15 protein-coding genes are annotated in these 17786 nt (G+C 68.2%); 8 read left to right on the top strand and 7 right to left on the bottom strand.

Translation table 11 applies throughout. The annotated features are described in order from the left end of the window. The first annotated feature begins 22 nt into the window (after positions 1-22). Complete coding sequence (locus BOX37_RS02775) at positions 23-973, top strand: asparaginase (protein ID WP_071926187.1); 951 nt, start codon at positions 23-25, stop codon at positions 971-973. A 175-nt stretch (positions 974-1148) separates the two neighbouring features. Beyond that, positions 1149-1373, top strand: a complete 225-nt coding sequence (locus BOX37_RS02770) for a DUF3073 domain-containing protein (protein ID WP_071926185.1) — start codon at positions 1149-1151, stop codon at positions 1371-1373. A gap of 278 nt (positions 1374-1651) precedes the next feature. On the opposite strand, the gene purM is transcribed toward BOX37_RS02770, so the two are convergent. Then, entirely contained in the window at positions 1652-2731 is a 1080-nt protein-coding gene (gene purM, locus BOX37_RS02765; RefSeq protein ID WP_071926184.1) for a phosphoribosylformylglycinamidine cyclo-ligase, read from the bottom strand. Positions 2732-3030: 299 nt separating this feature from the next. Continuing rightward, positions 3031-4611 carry an amidophosphoribosyltransferase gene (gene purF / locus BOX37_RS02760; RefSeq protein ID WP_071926183.1) on the bottom strand — a complete coding sequence of 527 codons (1581 nt, stop codon included), beginning with the start codon at positions 4609-4611 and terminating at the stop codon, positions 3031-3033. A gap of 145 nt (positions 4612-4756) precedes the next feature. On the opposite strand from purF, the gene BOX37_RS02755 reads away from it, so the two are divergent. Further along, the gene (locus BOX37_RS02755; protein ID WP_338039841.1) at positions 4757-6187 is read left to right on the top strand and encodes a YhgE/Pip domain-containing protein; all 1431 of its coding nucleotides are present in this window, start codon (positions 4757-4759) and stop codon (positions 6185-6187) included. A 1-nt stretch (position 6188) separates the two neighbouring features. On the opposite strand, the gene BOX37_RS02750 is transcribed toward BOX37_RS02755, so the two are convergent. After that, entirely contained in the window at positions 6189-6587 is a 399-nt protein-coding gene (locus BOX37_RS02750; protein WP_071926181.1) for a sterol carrier family protein, read from the bottom strand. A gap of 317 nt (positions 6588-6904) precedes the next feature. Between BOX37_RS02750 and BOX37_RS02740 the strand changes: the two genes are divergently transcribed. The 3 genes from BOX37_RS02740 to BOX37_RS02730 all read left to right on the top strand — a co-directional run bounded on the left by BOX37_RS02740 (position 6905) and on the right by BOX37_RS02730 (position 9287). Beyond that, entirely contained in the window at positions 6905-7303 is a 399-nt protein-coding gene (locus BOX37_RS02740; protein WP_071926180.1) for a hypothetical protein, read from the top strand. Positions 7304-7360: 57 nt separating this feature from the next. Further along, entirely contained in the window at positions 7361-8251 is an 891-nt protein-coding gene (locus BOX37_RS02735) for a ribonuclease Z (RefSeq protein WP_071931133.1), read from the top strand. Positions 8252-8417: 166 nt separating this feature from the next. Further along, positions 8418-9287, top strand: a complete 870-nt coding sequence (locus BOX37_RS02730) for an alpha/beta fold hydrolase (RefSeq protein WP_071926178.1) — start codon at positions 8418-8420, stop codon at positions 9285-9287. A gap of 62 nt (positions 9288-9349) precedes the next feature. On the opposite strand, the gene BOX37_RS02725 is transcribed toward BOX37_RS02730, so the two are convergent. Both BOX37_RS02725 and BOX37_RS02720 read right to left on the bottom strand, forming a co-directional pair. Next, the gene (locus BOX37_RS02725) at positions 9350-10099 is read right to left on the bottom strand and encodes a CPBP family intramembrane glutamic endopeptidase (protein WP_240505178.1); all 750 of its coding nucleotides are present in this window, start codon (positions 10097-10099) and stop codon (positions 9350-9352) included. After that, positions 10096-11826 carry an alpha/beta hydrolase gene (locus tag BOX37_RS02720; RefSeq protein WP_071926176.1) on the bottom strand — a complete coding sequence of 577 codons (1731 nt, stop codon included), beginning with the start codon at positions 11824-11826 and terminating at the stop codon, positions 10096-10098. Before BOX37_RS02720 ends, BOX37_RS02725 begins: the two co-directional genes overlap by 4 nt. 103 nt (positions 11827-11929) lie before the next feature. Here BOX37_RS02720 and BOX37_RS02715 point away from each other — a divergent pair, with 103 nt between their 5' ends. Continuing rightward, on the top strand, positions 11930-12220 hold the full coding sequence (locus tag BOX37_RS02715; protein WP_071926174.1) for a YiaA/YiaB family inner membrane protein: 291 nt from the start codon (positions 11930-11932) through the stop codon (positions 12218-12220). Positions 12221-12268: 48 nt separating this feature from the next. On the opposite strand, the gene BOX37_RS02710 is transcribed toward BOX37_RS02715, so the two are convergent. Both BOX37_RS02710 and purL read right to left on the bottom strand, forming a co-directional pair. After that, positions 12269-14062, bottom strand: a complete 1794-nt coding sequence (locus tag BOX37_RS02710; protein WP_084759388.1) for an alpha/beta hydrolase — start codon at positions 14060-14062, stop codon at positions 12269-12271. A 21-nt stretch (positions 14063-14083) separates the two neighbouring features. Continuing rightward, positions 14084-16375, bottom strand: coding sequence for a phosphoribosylformylglycinamidine synthase subunit PurL (gene purL / locus BOX37_RS02705; RefSeq protein WP_071926173.1), 2292 nt, complete (start codon positions 16373-16375; stop codon positions 14084-14086). A 108-nt stretch (positions 16376-16483) separates the two neighbouring features. Between purL and BOX37_RS02700 the strand changes: the two genes are divergently transcribed. Continuing rightward, entirely contained in the window at positions 16484-17779 is a 1296-nt protein-coding gene (locus tag BOX37_RS02700; RefSeq protein WP_084759387.1) for a glycosyltransferase 87 family protein, read from the top strand. Positions 17780-17786 lie beyond the last annotated feature (7 nt).

Here is a 17786-nt window from a genome sequence, read left to right as displayed (position 1 = left end):
AGACGCGAGGGGAGCGCACCGCATGAGTGTGGATCTGGTCGAGGTCGTGCGTTCCGGCTTTCGCGAGTGCGTGCACCGCGGGTCGGTCGTCGTCCTCGACGCCGACGGCACGCCCACCCTGGAACTCGGTGAGGTGCACGGCCCGATCTTCCCCCGCTCGACCAACAAGCCGATGCAAGCGCTGGCCCTGCTGCGCAACGGCTTCGACCCGGTCGACGACGCCGAACTCGCCATCACCACCGCCTCGCACTTCGGCGAGCCCGACCACCTCGTCTTGGTCCGCAGGCTGCTCGACCGGTTCGGCTGCACCCCCGCCGACCTGGCCTGCCCACCGGACCTGCCGTTCGCCGAGATCGCTCGCGCCGCCGCGCTCACCGGCGCCGGGGCGAGCCCGCTGTACATGAACTGCTCGGGCAAACACGCGGCGATGCTGGCGACCTGCGCGATCAACGACTGGCCGCGCACCGGATATCTCGACCTCGAACACCCGCTCCAGCAAGCGGTCGTAGCCACCATCGCCGACGTCACCGGCGAACCGGAGACCGACCTGGGCATCGACGGCTGCGGCCTGCCGATCGTGCCCGTCTCGCTGATCAACCTCGCGCGCGCCTTCGCCGGGTTCACCACGGCCGAACCCGGCACCGCGCCGCGCCGGATCGCCGATGCCGTTCGGGCGAATCCGCGAGTGATTTCCGGCACGAGCGGACCGGATCTCCTGGTCATGTCGAGCACCCCCGGACTCTTCTGCAAGATCGGCGCCGACGGCGTGCACGCGGGTGCGCTCCCCGACGGCAGGGCCTTCGCGTACAAGATCGACGACGGTCACGACCGGGCTCGGATGCCGCTGACGCTGGCGATTCTGCGCCGACTCGGGGTGGACTGGACCGACCAGCACACCGAGCTCGCGGCCACCGCCGTGCTCGGCGGCGACGCCAGAGTCGGTGTGATCCGCGCGATTCCGGGGGTGGTCTGAGACCGGGCGGACTCGGCGAAGTGGGGGCAAACGGCACCGGTTCGGTAGCTCTTCACCGACTCCTGGGAGCGCGACCGCCTGACACACGCTAAAGTGTCTGTCAGGAAGAGTATTAATTCGAACGGGGCCGCCAACAAACCCCAGGCCGCCCCGCAGTGACGCGAGGGGGTCAGCCATGGGCCGTGGCCGGGCTAAGGCAAAGCAGACCAAAGTCGCACGTGAGCTCAAGTACAGCTCCGCGCCGACCGACTTCGCGAGCCTTCAGCGCGAGCTGTCGGATAGCACTCCGCTCCACTCTCAACCAAGGAGTGGCGGAGTGATTTCCGATGAGCACGACGCAGACGAGTCGCCGTCCCGTTGGAACAACGAGGACGACGACTACGACAGCTGGCGCCGCTGACCGAATGCCGGTGAAGGGGGAGGCCTGGGTGGCCTCCCCCTTCAGCCGTTGTTCGGTACAGCGTCGCCAGGCTCGCATGGAAGTAGTGCGGCGAACATCCGAATAGACGACGAGCGTCCTGTGCACACACAGGACGCTCGTCGTGTTCGCCGCCTCGAGGCCCCGACCTCCCCGAGCCGACCACCTCTATCGGGTAGCCGACCCGTCGCCGGGGCAAATCCACAGACACGTGAGCCGGGTCGCGACATGCGACCCGGCTCAGTGGTGGACTCGGTGTGTCAGAACCTGGGGTGATCGCCCAGCAACACCGCACGCGGTGCGTCGGCGTCAGGGGCCTTCTTGACCTGGCCCAGCGTCCAGCAGTCGATGTGACGCGCGGTGAGCACGGCCAGCGCCCGGTCGGCGTCCTCGGGGGCGACGATCGCGACCATGCCGACGCCCATGTTGAACGTCTTCTCCATCTCGAGCCGCTCGACCCGCCCGCGCTGGGCGATCAGCTTGAACACCGGGGCCGGGTTCCAGGTGCCGCGGTCGAGCTCGGCGACCAGGCCGGCGGGCAGCACGCGCGCCAGGTTGGCGGCCAGGCCACCACCGGTGACGTGGGAGAAGGTGCGCACGTCGGTCTCGGCGATCAGCGCGAGGCAGTCCTTGGCGTAGATGCGGGTCGGTTCGAGCAGTTCCTCACCGAGGGTGCGGCCGAACTCCTCGACGTAGCCGGTGAGCGACATGCGGTCGATGTCGAGCAACACCTTGCGGGCCAGGCTGTACCCGTTGGAGTGCAGGCCCGAGGAGCCCATCGCGATGACGACGTCACCGGGGCGCACGCGGTCGGGGCCGAGCACGGAGTCGGCTTCCACGACGCCGACGCCGGTGGCGGACAGGTCGTAGTCGTCGGGATCCATCAGACCGGGGTGTTCGGCCGTCTCGCCGCCCAGCAGCGCGCAACCGGCCTTGATGCAGCCCTCGGCGATGCCGGAGACCAGTTCGGCGACCTTCTCCGGGACAACCTTGCCGATGGCGATGTAGTCCTGCAGGAACAGCGGCTCGGCGCCGCAGACGACCAGATCGTCGACGACCATGGCGACCAGGTCGAGGCCCACCGTGTCGTGCTTGTCGAGCGCCTGCGCGACCGCGATCTTGGTGCCGACGCCGTCGGTGGAGGCCGCGAGCAGGGGCTCACGGTAGCCGCCCTTGAGCGCGAACAGACCAGCGAATCCGCCGATGCCGCCCTGCACCTCGGGTCGGCTGGCCTTCTTCGCCAATGGTCCGAACAATTCGACGGCGCGGTCACCGGCTTCGATGCTCACGCCTGCCGCGGCGTAGGAAGCGCCTGCACCGCTGGGGGTCTGTTCAGTCATTGTGGGGGAAAGCTCCAAACCGAATCGGCGGATAGATGCCTGATAACTCTAAGTGATCCGCCTGTCCAGCTGTCGTGCGGCTCCTGGCTCATTGTTCCAGTTCGGTGGCGAATGTGGCGCCGATCTCGGCCCGGCGCCCGCGCTGTTCGACGTGGGCTCGGACAATCGGTGCTGTCGTGGCCACGGATGAGCCCGTGGCCACGCCGAGGCGTTGCAGCGCGCCCACGCGGCGCCCGATGGGCTTGCCCGTGCCGGCCCAGCTCAATGGGTGGCTCGGCCGCTGTGAACGGGGTGGTGGACTACGGGCGGCTCAGCGCGTCGACGTTGACGTTCTCGCCGAGGAGCTTCGCCTCCGGCTTGCCCGAGAGCATGCCTTCGAGGAGGTTCTTGCCGATGGCGGCTTCCTGGGGAAGCTCGATCGGGTACTCGCCGGTGAAGCAGGCGGTGCACAGGCGGGAGCGGGGCTGTTCGGTGGCGGCGATCATGCCGTCGGTGGAGATGTAGCCGAGGCTGTCGGCGCCGATCGAGCGGCGGACGTTCTCGACCATGTCCGCGTAGCTGTCGTCGGCGCCCGTGCCGTTGGCGATCAGCTCCGCGCGCGAGGCGAAATCGATGCCGTAGAAGCAGGGCCACTTCACCGGCGGTGACGCGATGCGCACGTGGATCTCGAGCGCACCGGACTCGCGCAGCATACGGATCAGCGCGCGCTGGGTGTTGCCGCGCACGATGGAGTCGTCGACGACGATCAGGCGCTTGCCGCGGATCACCTCGCGCAGCGGATTCAGCTTGAGCCGGATACCCAGCTGACGAATGGTCTGGCTGGGCTGGATGAAGGTGCGGCCCACATAGGCGTTCTTCATCAGGCCCTGGCCGTAGGGAATGCCGGAACCCTGCGCGTACCCGACCGCGGCGGGGGTGCCCGACTCGGGCACCGGGATCACCAGGTCGGCCTCGATCGGATGTTCCTTGGCCAGCTTGCGGCCGATCTCCACGCGGGTGGAATGCACCGAGCGACCGGCGATCGTCGTATCGGGACGCGCCAGGTAGACGTACTCGAAGACGCAACCCTTGGGCTCGGGATTGGCGAACCGCATCGAGCGCACACCGTCGGCGTCGATCGCGAGCAGCTCGCCCGGCTCGATCTCGCGGACGAAGGAGGCGCCGACGATGTCGAGCGCGGCGGTCTCGGAGGCGACCACCCAGCCGCGGTCGAGCCGGCCGAGCACCAGCGGACGCACACCGTGCGGATCACGCGCGGCGTAGAGGGTGTGCTCGTCCATGAAGGTCAGGCAGAACGCGCCGCGCAGCTGGGGTAGCAGCTCCATCGCGGCCTGTTCGATGCTGGAGTCCGCGGAGGCGTGGGCCAGCAGCGCGGTGACGATGTCGGAGTCGGAGGTGGCGCCGGTCATCTGCGGGCGGCCGTTGACCACGCCCGCCCCGATGAGACCGAGTTCGCGTGCGCGCCCGGCCAATTCGGCGGTGTTCACCAGATTGCCGTTGTGGCCCAGCGCCAGGCCGGAGCCGACGGCGGTGGTGCGGAAGATCGGCTGCGCGTTCTCCCAGGTCACCCCACCGGTGGTGGAGTAGCGACAGTGACCGACGGCGATGTGCCCCGGCATGGCGGCGAGGGTCTGCTCGTCGAACACCTGGCTGACCAGGCCGAGATCCTTGAAGACCAGGATCTGGGAGCCGTCGGAGACGGCGATGCCCGCCGCTTCCTGACCGCGATGCTGCAGCGCGTAGAGGCCGTAATAGGTGAGCTTGGCGACATCCTCGTCCGGAGCCCAGACGCCGAAGACGCCGCACTCCTCACGGGGCTCGTTCTCGGGCTCGTCCAGAAGTGCGGATGTGCTGTCGATCGTGCGATCGGCGTCGGTCACCGTGTGCTCCCTGTTCGGGCGGGCTGGGGGCACCCGTCATTCTACGGGTGAATCGGGTCTCGACGTGCACCACGGCGCAAACCCGGCGCAATCGAGGAGCAGTGATCACGCGAATTCCGGGGGAACAGCTGTTACCGTGCCGATCGTGACCACCGAAGACAGTGCGCACGAACCTGCTGATTCCCCAGCGTCTCCCGTGGACAACGCCGCTTCGGTACCGAAGGATTCCGATTCGTCGTCGCGTGGGGAAGCGACGTTGGACACACCCCGGATTTCCCGCGGGCGCTGGGTCCGGATCGTGCTGGCGCCGACCGTCGTCCTGTCGATCGTGTTGTCCCTGCTCGGGGTCATGTATCTGGCCTACATCTCCGATCCGGAGGGAAATCTGCACGATTTCCCGATCGCGCTGGTCAATCAGGACGTCGGTGACACCATCGACATCGACGGCCGGACCGAGCAGGTGAACTTCGGCGAGCAGGTGGCCGACGCCCTGGTGGCGGGCCTGCCCGAAGACCAGATCGACCTGAGAGTGGTCGGGATCAGCGAGTCCGAACGGCTGATGCGCACCGCCCAGATCTACGGCGCCATCATCATCCCCAGCGACTTCAGCAAACGGCTGGGCATTCTCGGCGTTGGCAGCGTGGTCGGCGGCGAGATCGAGCGCCCGATCATCACCGTGCAGAGCAATCCCGGGATGGGCCCGTACTCCGCGGGCATCGTGACCCGCATCGGCGCGCGAGCGCTGACCGAGGTGAACGAGCAGGTCGGGCAGCAACTGACCGCCCAGGTCCGCGACACGCTCGCCGCGACACCGGAAGGCGCGTCGGCGCCGCAGATCTCCGGCGCCGCCGAGCTGACGCTGGCCCAGCCCATCCACGTGGTCGAGCAGGACTGGCGACCGCTGAGCCAGGGCGCGGGCCTTGGCCTGACCGCCTTCTTCTACGCGCTGCTGATCCTGATGGCGGGCGTGGTCGGCGCGATGGTCATCCACACCATGGTCGACGCGCAACTGGGCTTCCAGCCCACCGAGTACGGCCCCTGGTACGTGCACTACCCGCCGACGCCGATCTCGCGTTTGCACACCCTGCTGATCAAGTGGGGCGTGATGGTCGTCGTGTCCGTGGTGATCTCGCTGCTCTATCTGATCGTGGCGAAGATCTTGGGCGTGGCAGGCAACCAGCCGACGCAGCTGTTCCTGTTCTCGGTGCTGGCGCTGGTCGCGGTCGGCCTGACCTGCATGGCCTCACTCGCCGCCTTCGGCACCGCGGGCTTGCTGATCAACCTGGCCGTCTTCGTCATCCTCGGCCTGCCCTCCTCGAGCGGCACCGTCCCGATCCAGGCGACCCCGAAATACATCGCCTGGCTGGCCGACTTCGAGCCGATGCACCAGGTCTACCTGGGCATGCGCTCGATCCTGTACTTCGAATCCGACTACACCGCCGGCCTGGGCCGTGGGATCTGGATGTCGCTGCTCGGTCTGCTCCTCGCCCTGGTCGGCGGTGTCGCCATCACCAAGTACTACGACTACAAGGGTCTGCACCGGGAGAACCTGATCGACAAGAAGGCCGCGGCCTGAGCTACTGCTCGGTCGTCCGTACCCCGACGATCGGCAGCCACGCCGCGATCTCGCGCGCCCGCGACCCCGACGCCGACAGCGCCCCGGACTCGAGCGCGTCGTCGAAGTCCAGCAGCCCGGTCGCCAGCAGCAACCAGGTCCGCGGATCAGTCTCGACCACATTCGGCGGCGTCCCCCTGGTGTGCCGAGGCCCCGCGATGCACTGCACCGCCACGAACGGCGGCACCCGCACCTCCACCGAATGCCCCGGCGCACTCCCCGCCAGCGCCCGCGCCGTCCCCCGCACCGCGGCCCCCAACACCGTCCGCTCGGGCGCGGGAACACTCCCATCACGCAGCCAGTCCCCCACCGCGATCACCGCTGCCCGCACCGCCGCCGGATCCACCACACCTCGAGCCACGAATCGACCCTACCCACCGCGACCCCTCCCGAACGCCACCACCAAATGCCCGATCTGTCCATCTGATTAGACTTGTTTTCGTCTACTGACCTAGACTACCGTGGTGGTTGCATCGGACCTACGCGCACCACCCTGAAGCGCCTCGTTGCAGCCGGATTCACCAGCCGCCGCGGCAAAGGCAGCCACACCATGTGGATCTGCACACACAGAGTTGTCACGGTGACTGTGGCTTCCGGGCACAATTCACAGTCACCGGGCGTGGTCCGCACCGTCAGCAAGGCGATCGCCCAGTGCCAGGCTCAATGCACGGAGGAAGAATGACCACCTACCGGATCGATGTGTCCCGAGACGATCGCTGGTGGATGATCCGAATTCCCCAGCTGGATGGTGTCAACGGCAATATCGAAGGCCTGACCCAGGCGCGGCGCTATGCCGACATCGCCAAGGAAGCCACCGACTACATCTGTACGGTTGCCGACGTCGCTCCTTCGACTGTCGAGCTCGTCGTCACCGCACACGTGGGCGAAACCGATGTCACAGCCGCGGCCGAAGAAGTCTCGCAAGCGCGTGCCGAGGCTGCCCGGCAGGAGGCACACGCCATGCGAGTCGCAACCGCGACCGCACGGCAACTGGCTGCCGAGGGCGTTCCGGTCCGCGACATCGGGGCCGTACTCGGCGTGACGTTCCAACGGGCATCCCAACTGGCCAACTCCTGAGCCTCGGCCGCGGAAACCCACGTGGCACAACCGCGTGCCACCGGCGAGGATGGTCCGATGTCGTCACGGGAACTCGTCGTGCTCGGCACGGCTGGAGCTGTGCCCACTCGCCGCCGCAATCACAACGGGTATCTGCTGCGGTGGGATGGGAAAGGGGTGCTGTTCGATCCCGGGGAGGGGATTCAGCGGCAGATGTCGTTCGCGGGAGCTTCGGCGACGGAGTTGCATTGGCTGTGTGTGACGCATTTTCACGGGGATCATTCGCTCGGTGTTCCCGGGATCGTTCAGCGGCTGGGGCGGGATGGGGTTCCGCATGATGTGCATGCGGTGTTTCCGGCCGAGGGTGCGCAATATTGGGAGCGGTTGAAATACGCGACCAGCTATTTCGGGGAGCCCTCGCTGGTGGAACATCCGGTGAGTGGTTCGGGTGAGACCCTGCAGGGTGAGGGGTTCACGATCACCGCGATGCCGCTCGAACACAGCATCCCCACCTACGGTTACCGTCTAGCCGAACCGGATGGGCGGACGTTTCTGCCCGAACGACTACGGGCGCACGGCATCTCCGGGGCAGCGGTGCGGGATCTGTCGGGGGTGCTGCTGGCGGAGTGCACGGCACCCAAGCCGGGGCAGAAGGTGGCGTTCGTGATGGATACGCGCCTGTGCGACAACGTGTTCGCGCTCGCCGATGGTGTGGACATGCTCATCATCGAGTCGACGTTCTTGGACTCCGAGACCGCCCATGCGCACGAGCGAGGACACCTCACAGCGCGCCAGGCAGGCGAGGTCGCTCGCAGTTGCGGCGTGAAAACCCTTGTCCTGACCCACTTCTCCGAACGCTATGTCCAGGCCGACGACCCCTTGTTCCTGGAACAGGCCGATTTCCCCGGTGCCGTGCTCGCCCAAGACCTGGACCGAATCCCTCTCCCGCCACGGCGCACGGGTCCTTGATTCTCCCAGAACCAAGCACCACCGAAACCAACAAGCACGCGGCGGTGGAACCGGACCGGACTTCGCCGCCAGGTAGTGGTAGGGCGCTGGATTGGCGTCCATGCGGCGACCCACCACTTGGGACACCACCCTGCGCTCGCCATCCGGGAAGTCGTACATTCATCCCATGTCGAGTTTCACCGATCCCCTGGAACCGGCGACGCTGCGGTTGCGCGGTGTCGACGGACTCACCCTCGTCGCCGACAGCTTCGGCCCGGCCGACGGTCAGCTGGTCGTGATGCTGCACGGTGGCGGCCAGACCAGGCACTCCTGGAAGCGGACGGGGCGGGCGCTGGCCGCGCAGGGGATGCGGGTGGTCGCGGTGGACGCGCGCGGGCACGGTGACAGTGACTGGTCGCCGGTACGCGACTACTCCCGCGACACCATGGTCGCCGACCTCGACGCCATCCTCGCCCAGCTCGGGGCGACGGCCGAGACGGGCGCGGTGGTGGTCGGCGCCAGCATGGGCGGGATCACCGGGCTGCTGGCCACCGCGACACCGGGCGGGAGTGCGGTTCGCGCGCTCGTGCTGGTCGACATCGTGCCGCGCTCGGAGTCGGCGGGTGTGGCGCGCGTGATGGACTTCCTCGGCAGGCACCGTGACGGCTTCGACACCCTCGACCAGGTGGCCGACGCCGTGGCCGCGTACATGCCGCACCGCCCGCGCCCCGACAATGCCGACGGTCTGCTGCGCAATCTGCGTCAACGTGAGGGCCGCTGGTACTGGCACTGGGACCCGGATCTCATCTCCGGTGTCGACGCCAACCCCGAGGGGCGCATCGAGGAGATGGAGGCCGCCGCGGCCGCCCTGACCATCCCGGTACTCCTGGTTCGCGGCGGCAAATCCGATGTGGTCAGCGACGAGGGCGCCGCCGCCTTCCTCGCCCTGGCCCCGCACGCCCGCCTCGCCGAAATCGGCACCGCCGCCCACACTGCCGCAGGCGACGACAACGACGCCTTCACCGACGCGGTCGCCGGCTTCGTCGCCACCGCCTGACCGCGAGCTGCCGAGCCGGCGACCGCCGACCCATTCCCGACGCGATGTCGAGTGGACTCGCCCTATCGCCTGAGGTCGATCCACCGCGCCGCGACGGGCGCGAGCGCTCCCCCGGCATTGATCGCCAGGTGCAGCAGGGCGGGTGCGGTGGCGCTGCCAGAGCGGCGGCGGAGTTCGCCGAAGATCAGTCCGGCGACGGCGGTGGCCAGCACGGTCACCGCGACCGGATCACCTGCGGCCCTGGCGGGTTGGATGTGCCAGAGGCCGAAGTCGAGCGCGCCGATCACCGGCGCCGACGAACCGAGGGAGTCGTCGAGCAGCGGGTCGAGGGTGCCGCGGAAGACAGCTTCCTCGGCCAGCACCGTGCCGACCGGGATGTGCAGGGCGATCCACTCCAGCGTCGAGGTCTCCGGGACTCGCTCGGCGATCTCGAGCGGAAATCGCCGCAGCGCTGGAATCGACAGCGCAACAACGTAACCCGCGAGCACCACCGACGAACTACCGATGCCCCACCGAAACCCACTCGCCGAGAACCAATTCGGACGGCCCCGGAACACCGAGGTGTATCCGGCCGCGAACAACACATTCGCCGCGGTGCGCCCGCGCAGCGAAAGCTCCAGCGCGGGGAGTACTCGATTACTCCACAGCAGCGGAAGCCCCAGCGCTGCAGCAGTTCCGATGTTCGGACGTGATTCGGTGCCGCCACTCGAGCCGGTAGCCCATTCACGAAGCCGACCGGCGGCTCGCCGCCGAGCATCCGGCACCTCCCCGGTCGGCGGCGCAACCCGTACCCCACCGAACACCCGCCTCACTTCACCACCCGCTCGTAGACCTCCGACAATTCCAGCGACATCCGGATCCGCTCCACGACCTCCGGGCTCACCCCCGGCGGCGCGGCAACCGCCAACCACCCGTCCAGCACCAGCGTCCCGTACCGGTGACCGTGCCCGTCGACGACGCCCTGGGCATTGGTGAGATCGGCGGTGACCTGCCAGAACGTCACGAACGGCGCCCAGCGCATCTGGGTCGACACATCGGCACCGCGTGGCTCGCGCAACCAGTCGGGGCGGGTGAAGATCAGATCCGCCGACCACCACACGATGGGGTCGGAGGGGTGTTGCAGGTAGGCGATGCGGGGTGGCAGCCAGGTATCCGCTGGCCCGAGATCATCCGCGTCGTCGGCGAATCGGACGACGAGCCCGTCGGCGTACACCGGCGTCACCTCCGGCGAGCCGGGATCGCGCCGGTCGACGAACTGGCTCCAGAGCCGATTCGAGTTCGGCGGACCCACCCACAGCGCGCCGTCGACCTTCTCGCGCAGATCGGCAAGACCCTCGAAGGCCTCCTCCGAACCCTGCGACCCCAGACTCTCGCCGTAGACGAACAGTTTCGGCCGCTGCCCCGCCGGTTCGGCGAGCCACCGCTGATGCACCGCGTCGAACAGCTCCCGGCTGGCCGCGGCCGCCTTCTCCCGGTCGGACAGGAACGACAGCACGCTGGGCAGATACGAGAACTGGGTGGCGACGATCGCCGTGTCGCCCCCGTAGAGGTACTCGACCGCTCCCGCGGCCATCCCGTTGACCCACCCGGTGCCGGTGGTGGTGACCACCACCATGGCCTTCCGCTCGAACGCCTTGATCCGTTCGAGTTCGGCGACAGCCAGTTGCGCCGCGGTCTGTTCGCCGCTCATCGATTCCAGCCCCACGTAGGCCCGAATCGGCTCCTGCGCGGGTTGTCCCGTCACCGCGGTGATCTGCTCGGCGTCGGGTCCCTTGCTGACGAACCAGCGCCCCTCGAACCCGAGGGTGTCCCACGCCGCGAGCGAGGCGGGACTGCCCGAGCGCTCCGGCTTCGACGGTTGCACCGCGTATTCGGAGGTGCGGTCGTTGCGCACGCTGAACGCGGAGTTGGCGACGGCGAAGAACGCCTGCGAGGCGACACCGTTGACGATCGTCACCGTGAACACCACCAGCACGAGCAGCCCGGCGGCGGGTGCGAGTTCCCTCGGTACCCGCACCCAGCGGTTGAGCTGGCGGGCCAGCACCAGCACGAGGACCCGCAGGGTCCGGTAGGCCGCGACGACCGCCACCCCGACGGCCGCGCTGAGCAGCCCGGTGCGCAGGTAGGCCGAGGTGGTGGTGCCCTCCATCCCCATCAGCGAGGTGATCTCGCGCTGCCAGCGTGCCGACTGCACCAGCATCAGCGCCGCGGTGAGCGCGCAGACGACCACCAACGTCGCCTTGATCGCGTACCGCACCTTCCCCTGTGGAACGGCGAACGGGATCCGCGCCCGCACCCACCGCCGGAACAACCACTCGAGCAGGCAGCCGAGCCCGTACCCGATGGCGGCGTTGATACCGCTGATCAGGCCCTGGAAGAGCCAGTCGCGCGGGACCAGCGACGGAGTCACCGACAGCGCGAAGAACAGCGTGGCCAGCACCAGGCCGACGTAGTTGAGATCGATGATCTGCTCGACGCGGCGCACGAGAAGGCCGCCGCGCGCACGCAGCGTCGCCACCGTCGAAGCGCCATCGGACATTGACACAGTATGGCGGTCGGGGGTGACAGTCGCCGATAACACCTAGCCGAACTCGAGTAGTTGTACGCGTCTGGACACCTCACGATGCCCGCACACTGAGACCATGAGCACACCCAATGCCAAGCCGAAGAACACCTCGGCCTACATGGCCCAGGCTGCGATCGCGTTCGCCGTCAGCCTGTTCGGGACCGGCGCCGGAATCGCCTATCTGCCACTGGACGGCTGGCAGCGCGCGTTCCTCGCGATGTCGGGCTTGTTCCTGGTGACCAGCTGCTTCACCCTCGCCAAGGTCGTGCGCGACCAGCAGGAGACCCAGTCGGTGATGACTCGACTGGACGAGGCGCGCATCGAACAGCTGATCGCCGAACACAATCCGTTCAAGACGGTGTCGTGAGCGAACCGGGGCAGCCCCGATCGAGGGGTTCGGCGCTGCCCCGGTTCCTCACTTCAGCTGACGTTCGGTGGCCATCGACTCGATCAGGTACGCGCTGATCCGGGTCGCCAATTCCGGTGTGTAGTCCGGTGGTTGGGCCACCACGGCCCACGCGTCGGGCACCAGATTGCCGTAGTTGTGTCCGTGGCCGTCCGAAACTGTCTGCGCGCGTGGCAGATCCGCCGCGACCTGCCAGAACGTGACGATCGGATACCACGACATCGACGGCGACACATCGGGGCCGCGCTGCTCGCGCAGCCAGTCGGGCTGGCTGAACAACAGGTCCGGCGACCACCAGACGACCGGGTCGGAGGCGTGCTGCAGGTAGACGATGCGCGGTTCGGTCCAGTTCGGCGAAGGTTTCGCGAGCTGGTCGGCACTGGCGGCGAAACGCACCGACAGTCCATCGGCGAAGATCGGGGTGATCTCCTCGGTGCCGGGATCGCGACGCCGCACGAACTCCGACCACAGCCGGTTGGAATTGGGCGGGCCGACCCACAGCACGCCGTCGGTGCGGTTGCGGATGTCGGCAAGGCCGGAGAACGCGCCCTCCGATCCCTGCGAACCGAGGCTCTCGCCGTAGACCAGCAGCTTGGGCCGGTTGTCCTCGGGCAGCGCCGCCCAGCGCTCGTACACTTTGTCGAACAGCAAGCGCCCCATCGACATCGACTTGTCGCGGTCGGACAGGAATGACAGCGCGCTGGGCAGATACGAGTACTGGGTCGCCACCAGCGCGGTGTCACCGCCGAACATCAACTCGATCGACTCGGCGCTGATCGTGTCGACCCAGCCGGTGCCGGTGGTGCTGATCACCACGAGAACCTGGCGCTCGAAGGCCTTGGTCCGATCGAGTTCGGCGACGGCCAGATCGGTCTGCGCCTCGAACCCGGCCGCCGATTCCAGACCCGTGTACACCCGGATCGGTTCGCGCGCAGGCTTTCCGGTGACCTCCTCGATCGCCGGCGGCGTCGGCGCGTTGGCGACGAACCAGCGGCCCTCCGAGCCGAGGGTGTCCCAGTGCGCGAGCGAGGCCGGGCTCCCGGAGCGTTCGGGCAGGGTGGGCTGGATCGCGTGCGCCGAGGTGTGGCTGTTGCGGGCGCTGAACGCCGAATTGGCCACGGTGAAGAAGGCTTTCGCCAGCACGCCGTTGAACAGCAGCACCGCGGCCACCACCACGATGACCACGCCGAGCGGCCGGGCCAGCGAGGCGGGGACCCGCACCCACTGGTTCAGCCCGCGGGTGATCCACCGCACCAGGCGCACGACCGCGCGCGAGATCCAGATCAGCAGGCTCACCACCACCGCGCCGAGCAGCGTGGTGCGCAGGTAGCCGGCCACTGAGTCCGATACCGGTGCCATGCCCATCAGGTCGGTGATCTCGCGCTGCCAGCCCGCGGATTTGGCGGTCATCAGGATCGCGAACACCAGGCATGCCGCCACGATGGCGGTTTTCACGACCAGCCCGGTCCAGCTCGGCCGCTTCGCCCAGGCCGTCCGCGCCCGGTCCGGCCACGTGATCCGTGGCAGCACCCCTGTGCGCCACGCCCAGGCCAGCGCACAGCCGAGGCCGTAGCCGATGGTGGCATTGATCCCGCTGACCAGACCCTGGAAGAACCAGCCGCGCGGCAACAGCGACGGCGTCATCGACCAGCCGAAGAACATGGTGGCCACGATCAAGCCGGTGTAGTTCGGGTGAAAGAACCGCTCCACCAGATGGATTACGCGGAGTTTGTCGGAGGCAGGCGCCGTCGGAGCGGGAGCCGCAGCCGGAGCGGGAGCCGAGCTCGCATCATCGATGGTCAAGCTCGACTCCTCATCCGTTGACTAGGTGTGCGCTCCGAACAGCTTAGGCAGCGTGCCCTCGAACGCCTCCCGCAATTCGGCGAGTGTCACCGAGAACTGCCCCTGCACCTCGACCGAATCCGAGCCCTGATCGACCACGCCGATACGCACCCACGGCAGCTGCCGCGCGTCGCACATCTTGGTGAACCGGGTCTCCTCCGAGCGCGGCACCGCGACGAGCACTCGCCCGGCCGACTCGGAGAACAGCTGCACGAACGGGTCCGAACCCTCGGGAAGCACAATGCGGCAACCGGTTTCGCCGGCCAGCGCGGCCTCGATGACGGTCTGCGCCAGGCCGCCTTCGGACAGGTCGTGCGCGGCGGAGATCATGCCATCACGCGAACCCGAGGTGAGCACCTCGGAGAGCAGCTGCTCGCGGGCGAAGTCGACCTTGGGCGGCACGCCACCGAGGTGGTCGTGCACGACCTGCGACCAGATCGAGCCGTCGAGCTCGTCGTGGGTCTCACCCAGCAGGATCAGCGACTCGCCCGGCTCCAGGCCGAGGCCGGTCGGGATGCGGCGGTGCACATCGTCGATGACGCCGAGCACGCCGACCACCGGGGTGGGCAGGATGGCGTCCTTGCCGGTCTGGTTGTAGAAGCTGACGTTGCCGCCGGTCACCGGAATACCAAGGGCCACACAGCCGTCCGCGAGACCGCGCACGGCCTGCTGGAACTGCCACATCACGCCCGGATCCTCCGGCGAACCGAAGTTCAGGCAGTTGGTGACGGCCTTCGGGGTGGCGCCGGTGGTGGCGACATTGCGGAACGCCTCGGCCAGCGCCAGCTGCGCGCCGGTGTAGGGGTCGAGCTTGGTGTAGCGGCCCGAGGCGTCGGTGGCCAGCGCGATGCCGCGGCCCGAGGACTCGTCGATGCGGACGACGCCCGCGTCGGCGTGCTCGGCGAGGACGGTGTTGCCGCGCACGTAGCGGTCGTACTGCTCGGTGATCCACTTGCGGCTGCACAGCTGCGGGCTGGCGATCATGGTGAGCAGGGTCTCGCGCAGCTCGTCGGCCGTCTTGGGCCGGGTGAGGTTGGCGGTGGTGTCGGCGATCAGGTCGTCCTGCGTGTCGGGACGCCGCACCGGGCGCTCGTAGACCGGGCCGTCGTGGGCGACGGTGCGCGGCGGCACGTCCACCACGGTCTCGCCGTGCCAGGTGATGACGAGATGGTCACCGTCGGTGACCTCACCGATGACGGTGGCCAGCACATCCCACTTCTTGCAGACGGCCATGAAGGCGTCCACGTTCTCGGGGGTGACCACCGCGCACATGCGCTCCTGCGATTCGCTCGACAGGATCTCGGCGGGGGTCATGCGCTTGGCCCGCAACGGCACCTTGGTCAGGTCGATGTGCATGCCCCCGTCGCCGGCCGCGGCCAGCTCGGAGGTCGCGCAGGACAGTCCGGCGCCGCCGAGGTCCTGGATGCCGACGACGAGGCCGGCCTTGTACAGGTCCAGACAGCACTCGATGAGCACCTTCTCGGTGAACGGGTCACCGACCTGCACGGCGGGCAGCTTCTTGCGGCCGGTGCCGGTCTCCTCGCCGGAGAAGGAGTCCGAGGCGAGCACCGAGACGCCGCCGATGCCGTCGAGGCCGGTGCGCGCGCCGAACAGGATGATCTTGTTACCCGCGCCGGAGGCGAAGGCCAGGTGCAGGTCTTCCACCCGCATGGCGCCCGCGCACAGCGCGTTGACGAGGGGGTTGCCCTGGTAGGAGGCGTCGAAGACGGTCTCGCCGCCGACATTCGGCAAGCCGAGGGAGTTGCCGTAGCCGCCCACACCGCGCACCACACCGTCGACCACGCGCCGGGTGTCATCGGCATCGGCCGCGCCGAAGCGCAGCTGGTCCATCACCGCGATCGGGCGCGCGCCCATCGCCATGATGTCGCGCACGATGCCGCCGACGCCGGTGGCCGCGCCCTGGTACGGCTCGACGTAGGACGGGTGGTTGTGGCTCTCGACCTTGAAGGTGACGGCCCAGCCGTCGCCGATGTCGACCACACCGGCGTTCTCGCCGATGCCGGCCAGCATGGCGGCCTTCATCTCGTCGGTGGTGGTCTCACCGAAGTAGCGAAGGTGCACCTTGGAGGACTTGTAGGAGCAGTGCTCGCTCCACATCACCGAGTACATCGCCAGTTCGGCATCGGTGGGCCGACGGCCAAGAATCTCTTTGATGCGGGCGTACTCGTCGTCTTTGAGACCGAGTTCCTTGTACGGCTGCGGAGCATCCGGGGTGGCTGCGGCGGTGGCGACGGTGTCGACCTGCAGTGTCACGGGAGACCAGGGTCCTTTCGGCCGGGGAGGAACTTCAGGTCATGAGTCTAATGCTGGCCCGATCACACCCGCGCTTCGGCTGGGTCGGCACCCGTTAGTCTTGGCCCCGTGAACGAAAGTCCGGGAGTTGCCGAGCAGGTCACGCAGCCTGGTCCCGCGCATGACGCGGGACCACGTACCACTTCTCCCGAACCTTCGCCCCAACCGCCGAACACCCGGCAGAAGCGCTGGTTGGCGGCCGCGATCGGGTTGTTCGCGGTCTCGGTGCTCGTCTCGGTGCTCGCGCACTGGTGGAGCGGGTACATCGACTTGCAGGTCTACCGCAACGGGGCGCGCGTGTGGCTCGACGGCGGCGACCTGTACGGGCCGATGCCGCCGGTGTACGGGCTCGGCCTGCCGTTCACCTACCCGCCGCTGGCCGCCGCGTTCTTCGTACCGCTCGCGCTGATGCCCCTGGCGGTGGCCGAGCTGGTCGTGCTCGCCACCTCGGTGGTGAGCCTCGGTATCGCGCTGTGGCTGGTGCTGGTACGGGTGCGTCCCGAGCTCGACCGGATGGCGGTGCTGACGGTGGTCATCGCCGGCGTCGGGTTCGCTCAGTTCCTCGAGCCGGTGCGCCAGACCTTCAACTTCGGCCAGATCAACCTGGTCCTGATGGCCGTGATCGTCATCGACGTGCTGGTCCGCAAGCCATTCTGGCCGCGCGGGATGCTGATCGGCATCGCGGTGTCGATCAAGCTGATCCCGGCCGGTTACCTGCTGTACTTCCTGCTGCGCCGGGACTGGAAGGGCGCGGCGACGCTGGTGGTCTCGGCGGCGGGCGCGGTGGGCGTGGGGTTCCTGCTGTTCCCGCGCGACTCGGTCGAATACTGGTTCCACACCGTCTCCGACACCGGCCGCATCGGCACGCCGTACTTCGCGGGCAACCAGTCGATCAAGGGCACGCTGTTCCGCCTCGGCATCGACGAGTCGCTGGCGACCGGACTGTGGATCGCGCTGTCGCTGCTGACCGTGGCGCTGGCCGCGGTGTGGATGTACCGGCTGATCGAGGCGGGCAACGAGGTGGCCGCGCTGCTGGTCAACGCCGCCGCGATCCTGCTGGTCTCGCCGGTGTCGTGGTCGCACCACTGGGTGTGGGTGGCGCCCGCGCTGGTCGTGGCCGTGGATCTGGTCGTGCGCGGTCGCTCGCGCGGATTCACCGCCGCCGTGGCGGTGTTCACCCTCATGTTCCTGGTCGGCCCACAGTGGCTTCTGCCGCATTCGGAGGGCAAGGAACTCGACTGGACCTGGTGGCAGCAGATCGTGGGCAGCAGCTACGTGTGGGCCACGTTCGCGGTCATCGTGTTCGCGGTGATCACCTACCGCCCCGCCAAGAAGTCGGCCGAGCCAGAGGTCGCCACCGCCTGAGCGTGGC

This window comes from Nocardia mangyaensis, from assembly GCF_001886715.1.
GTDB classification, from domain to species: domain Bacteria; phylum Actinomycetota; class Actinomycetes; order Mycobacteriales; family Mycobacteriaceae; genus Nocardia; species Nocardia mangyaensis.
The sequence above is the reverse complement of the archived record's forward strand: the minus strand, read 5'-3'. Positions and strand labels throughout refer to the sequence as shown.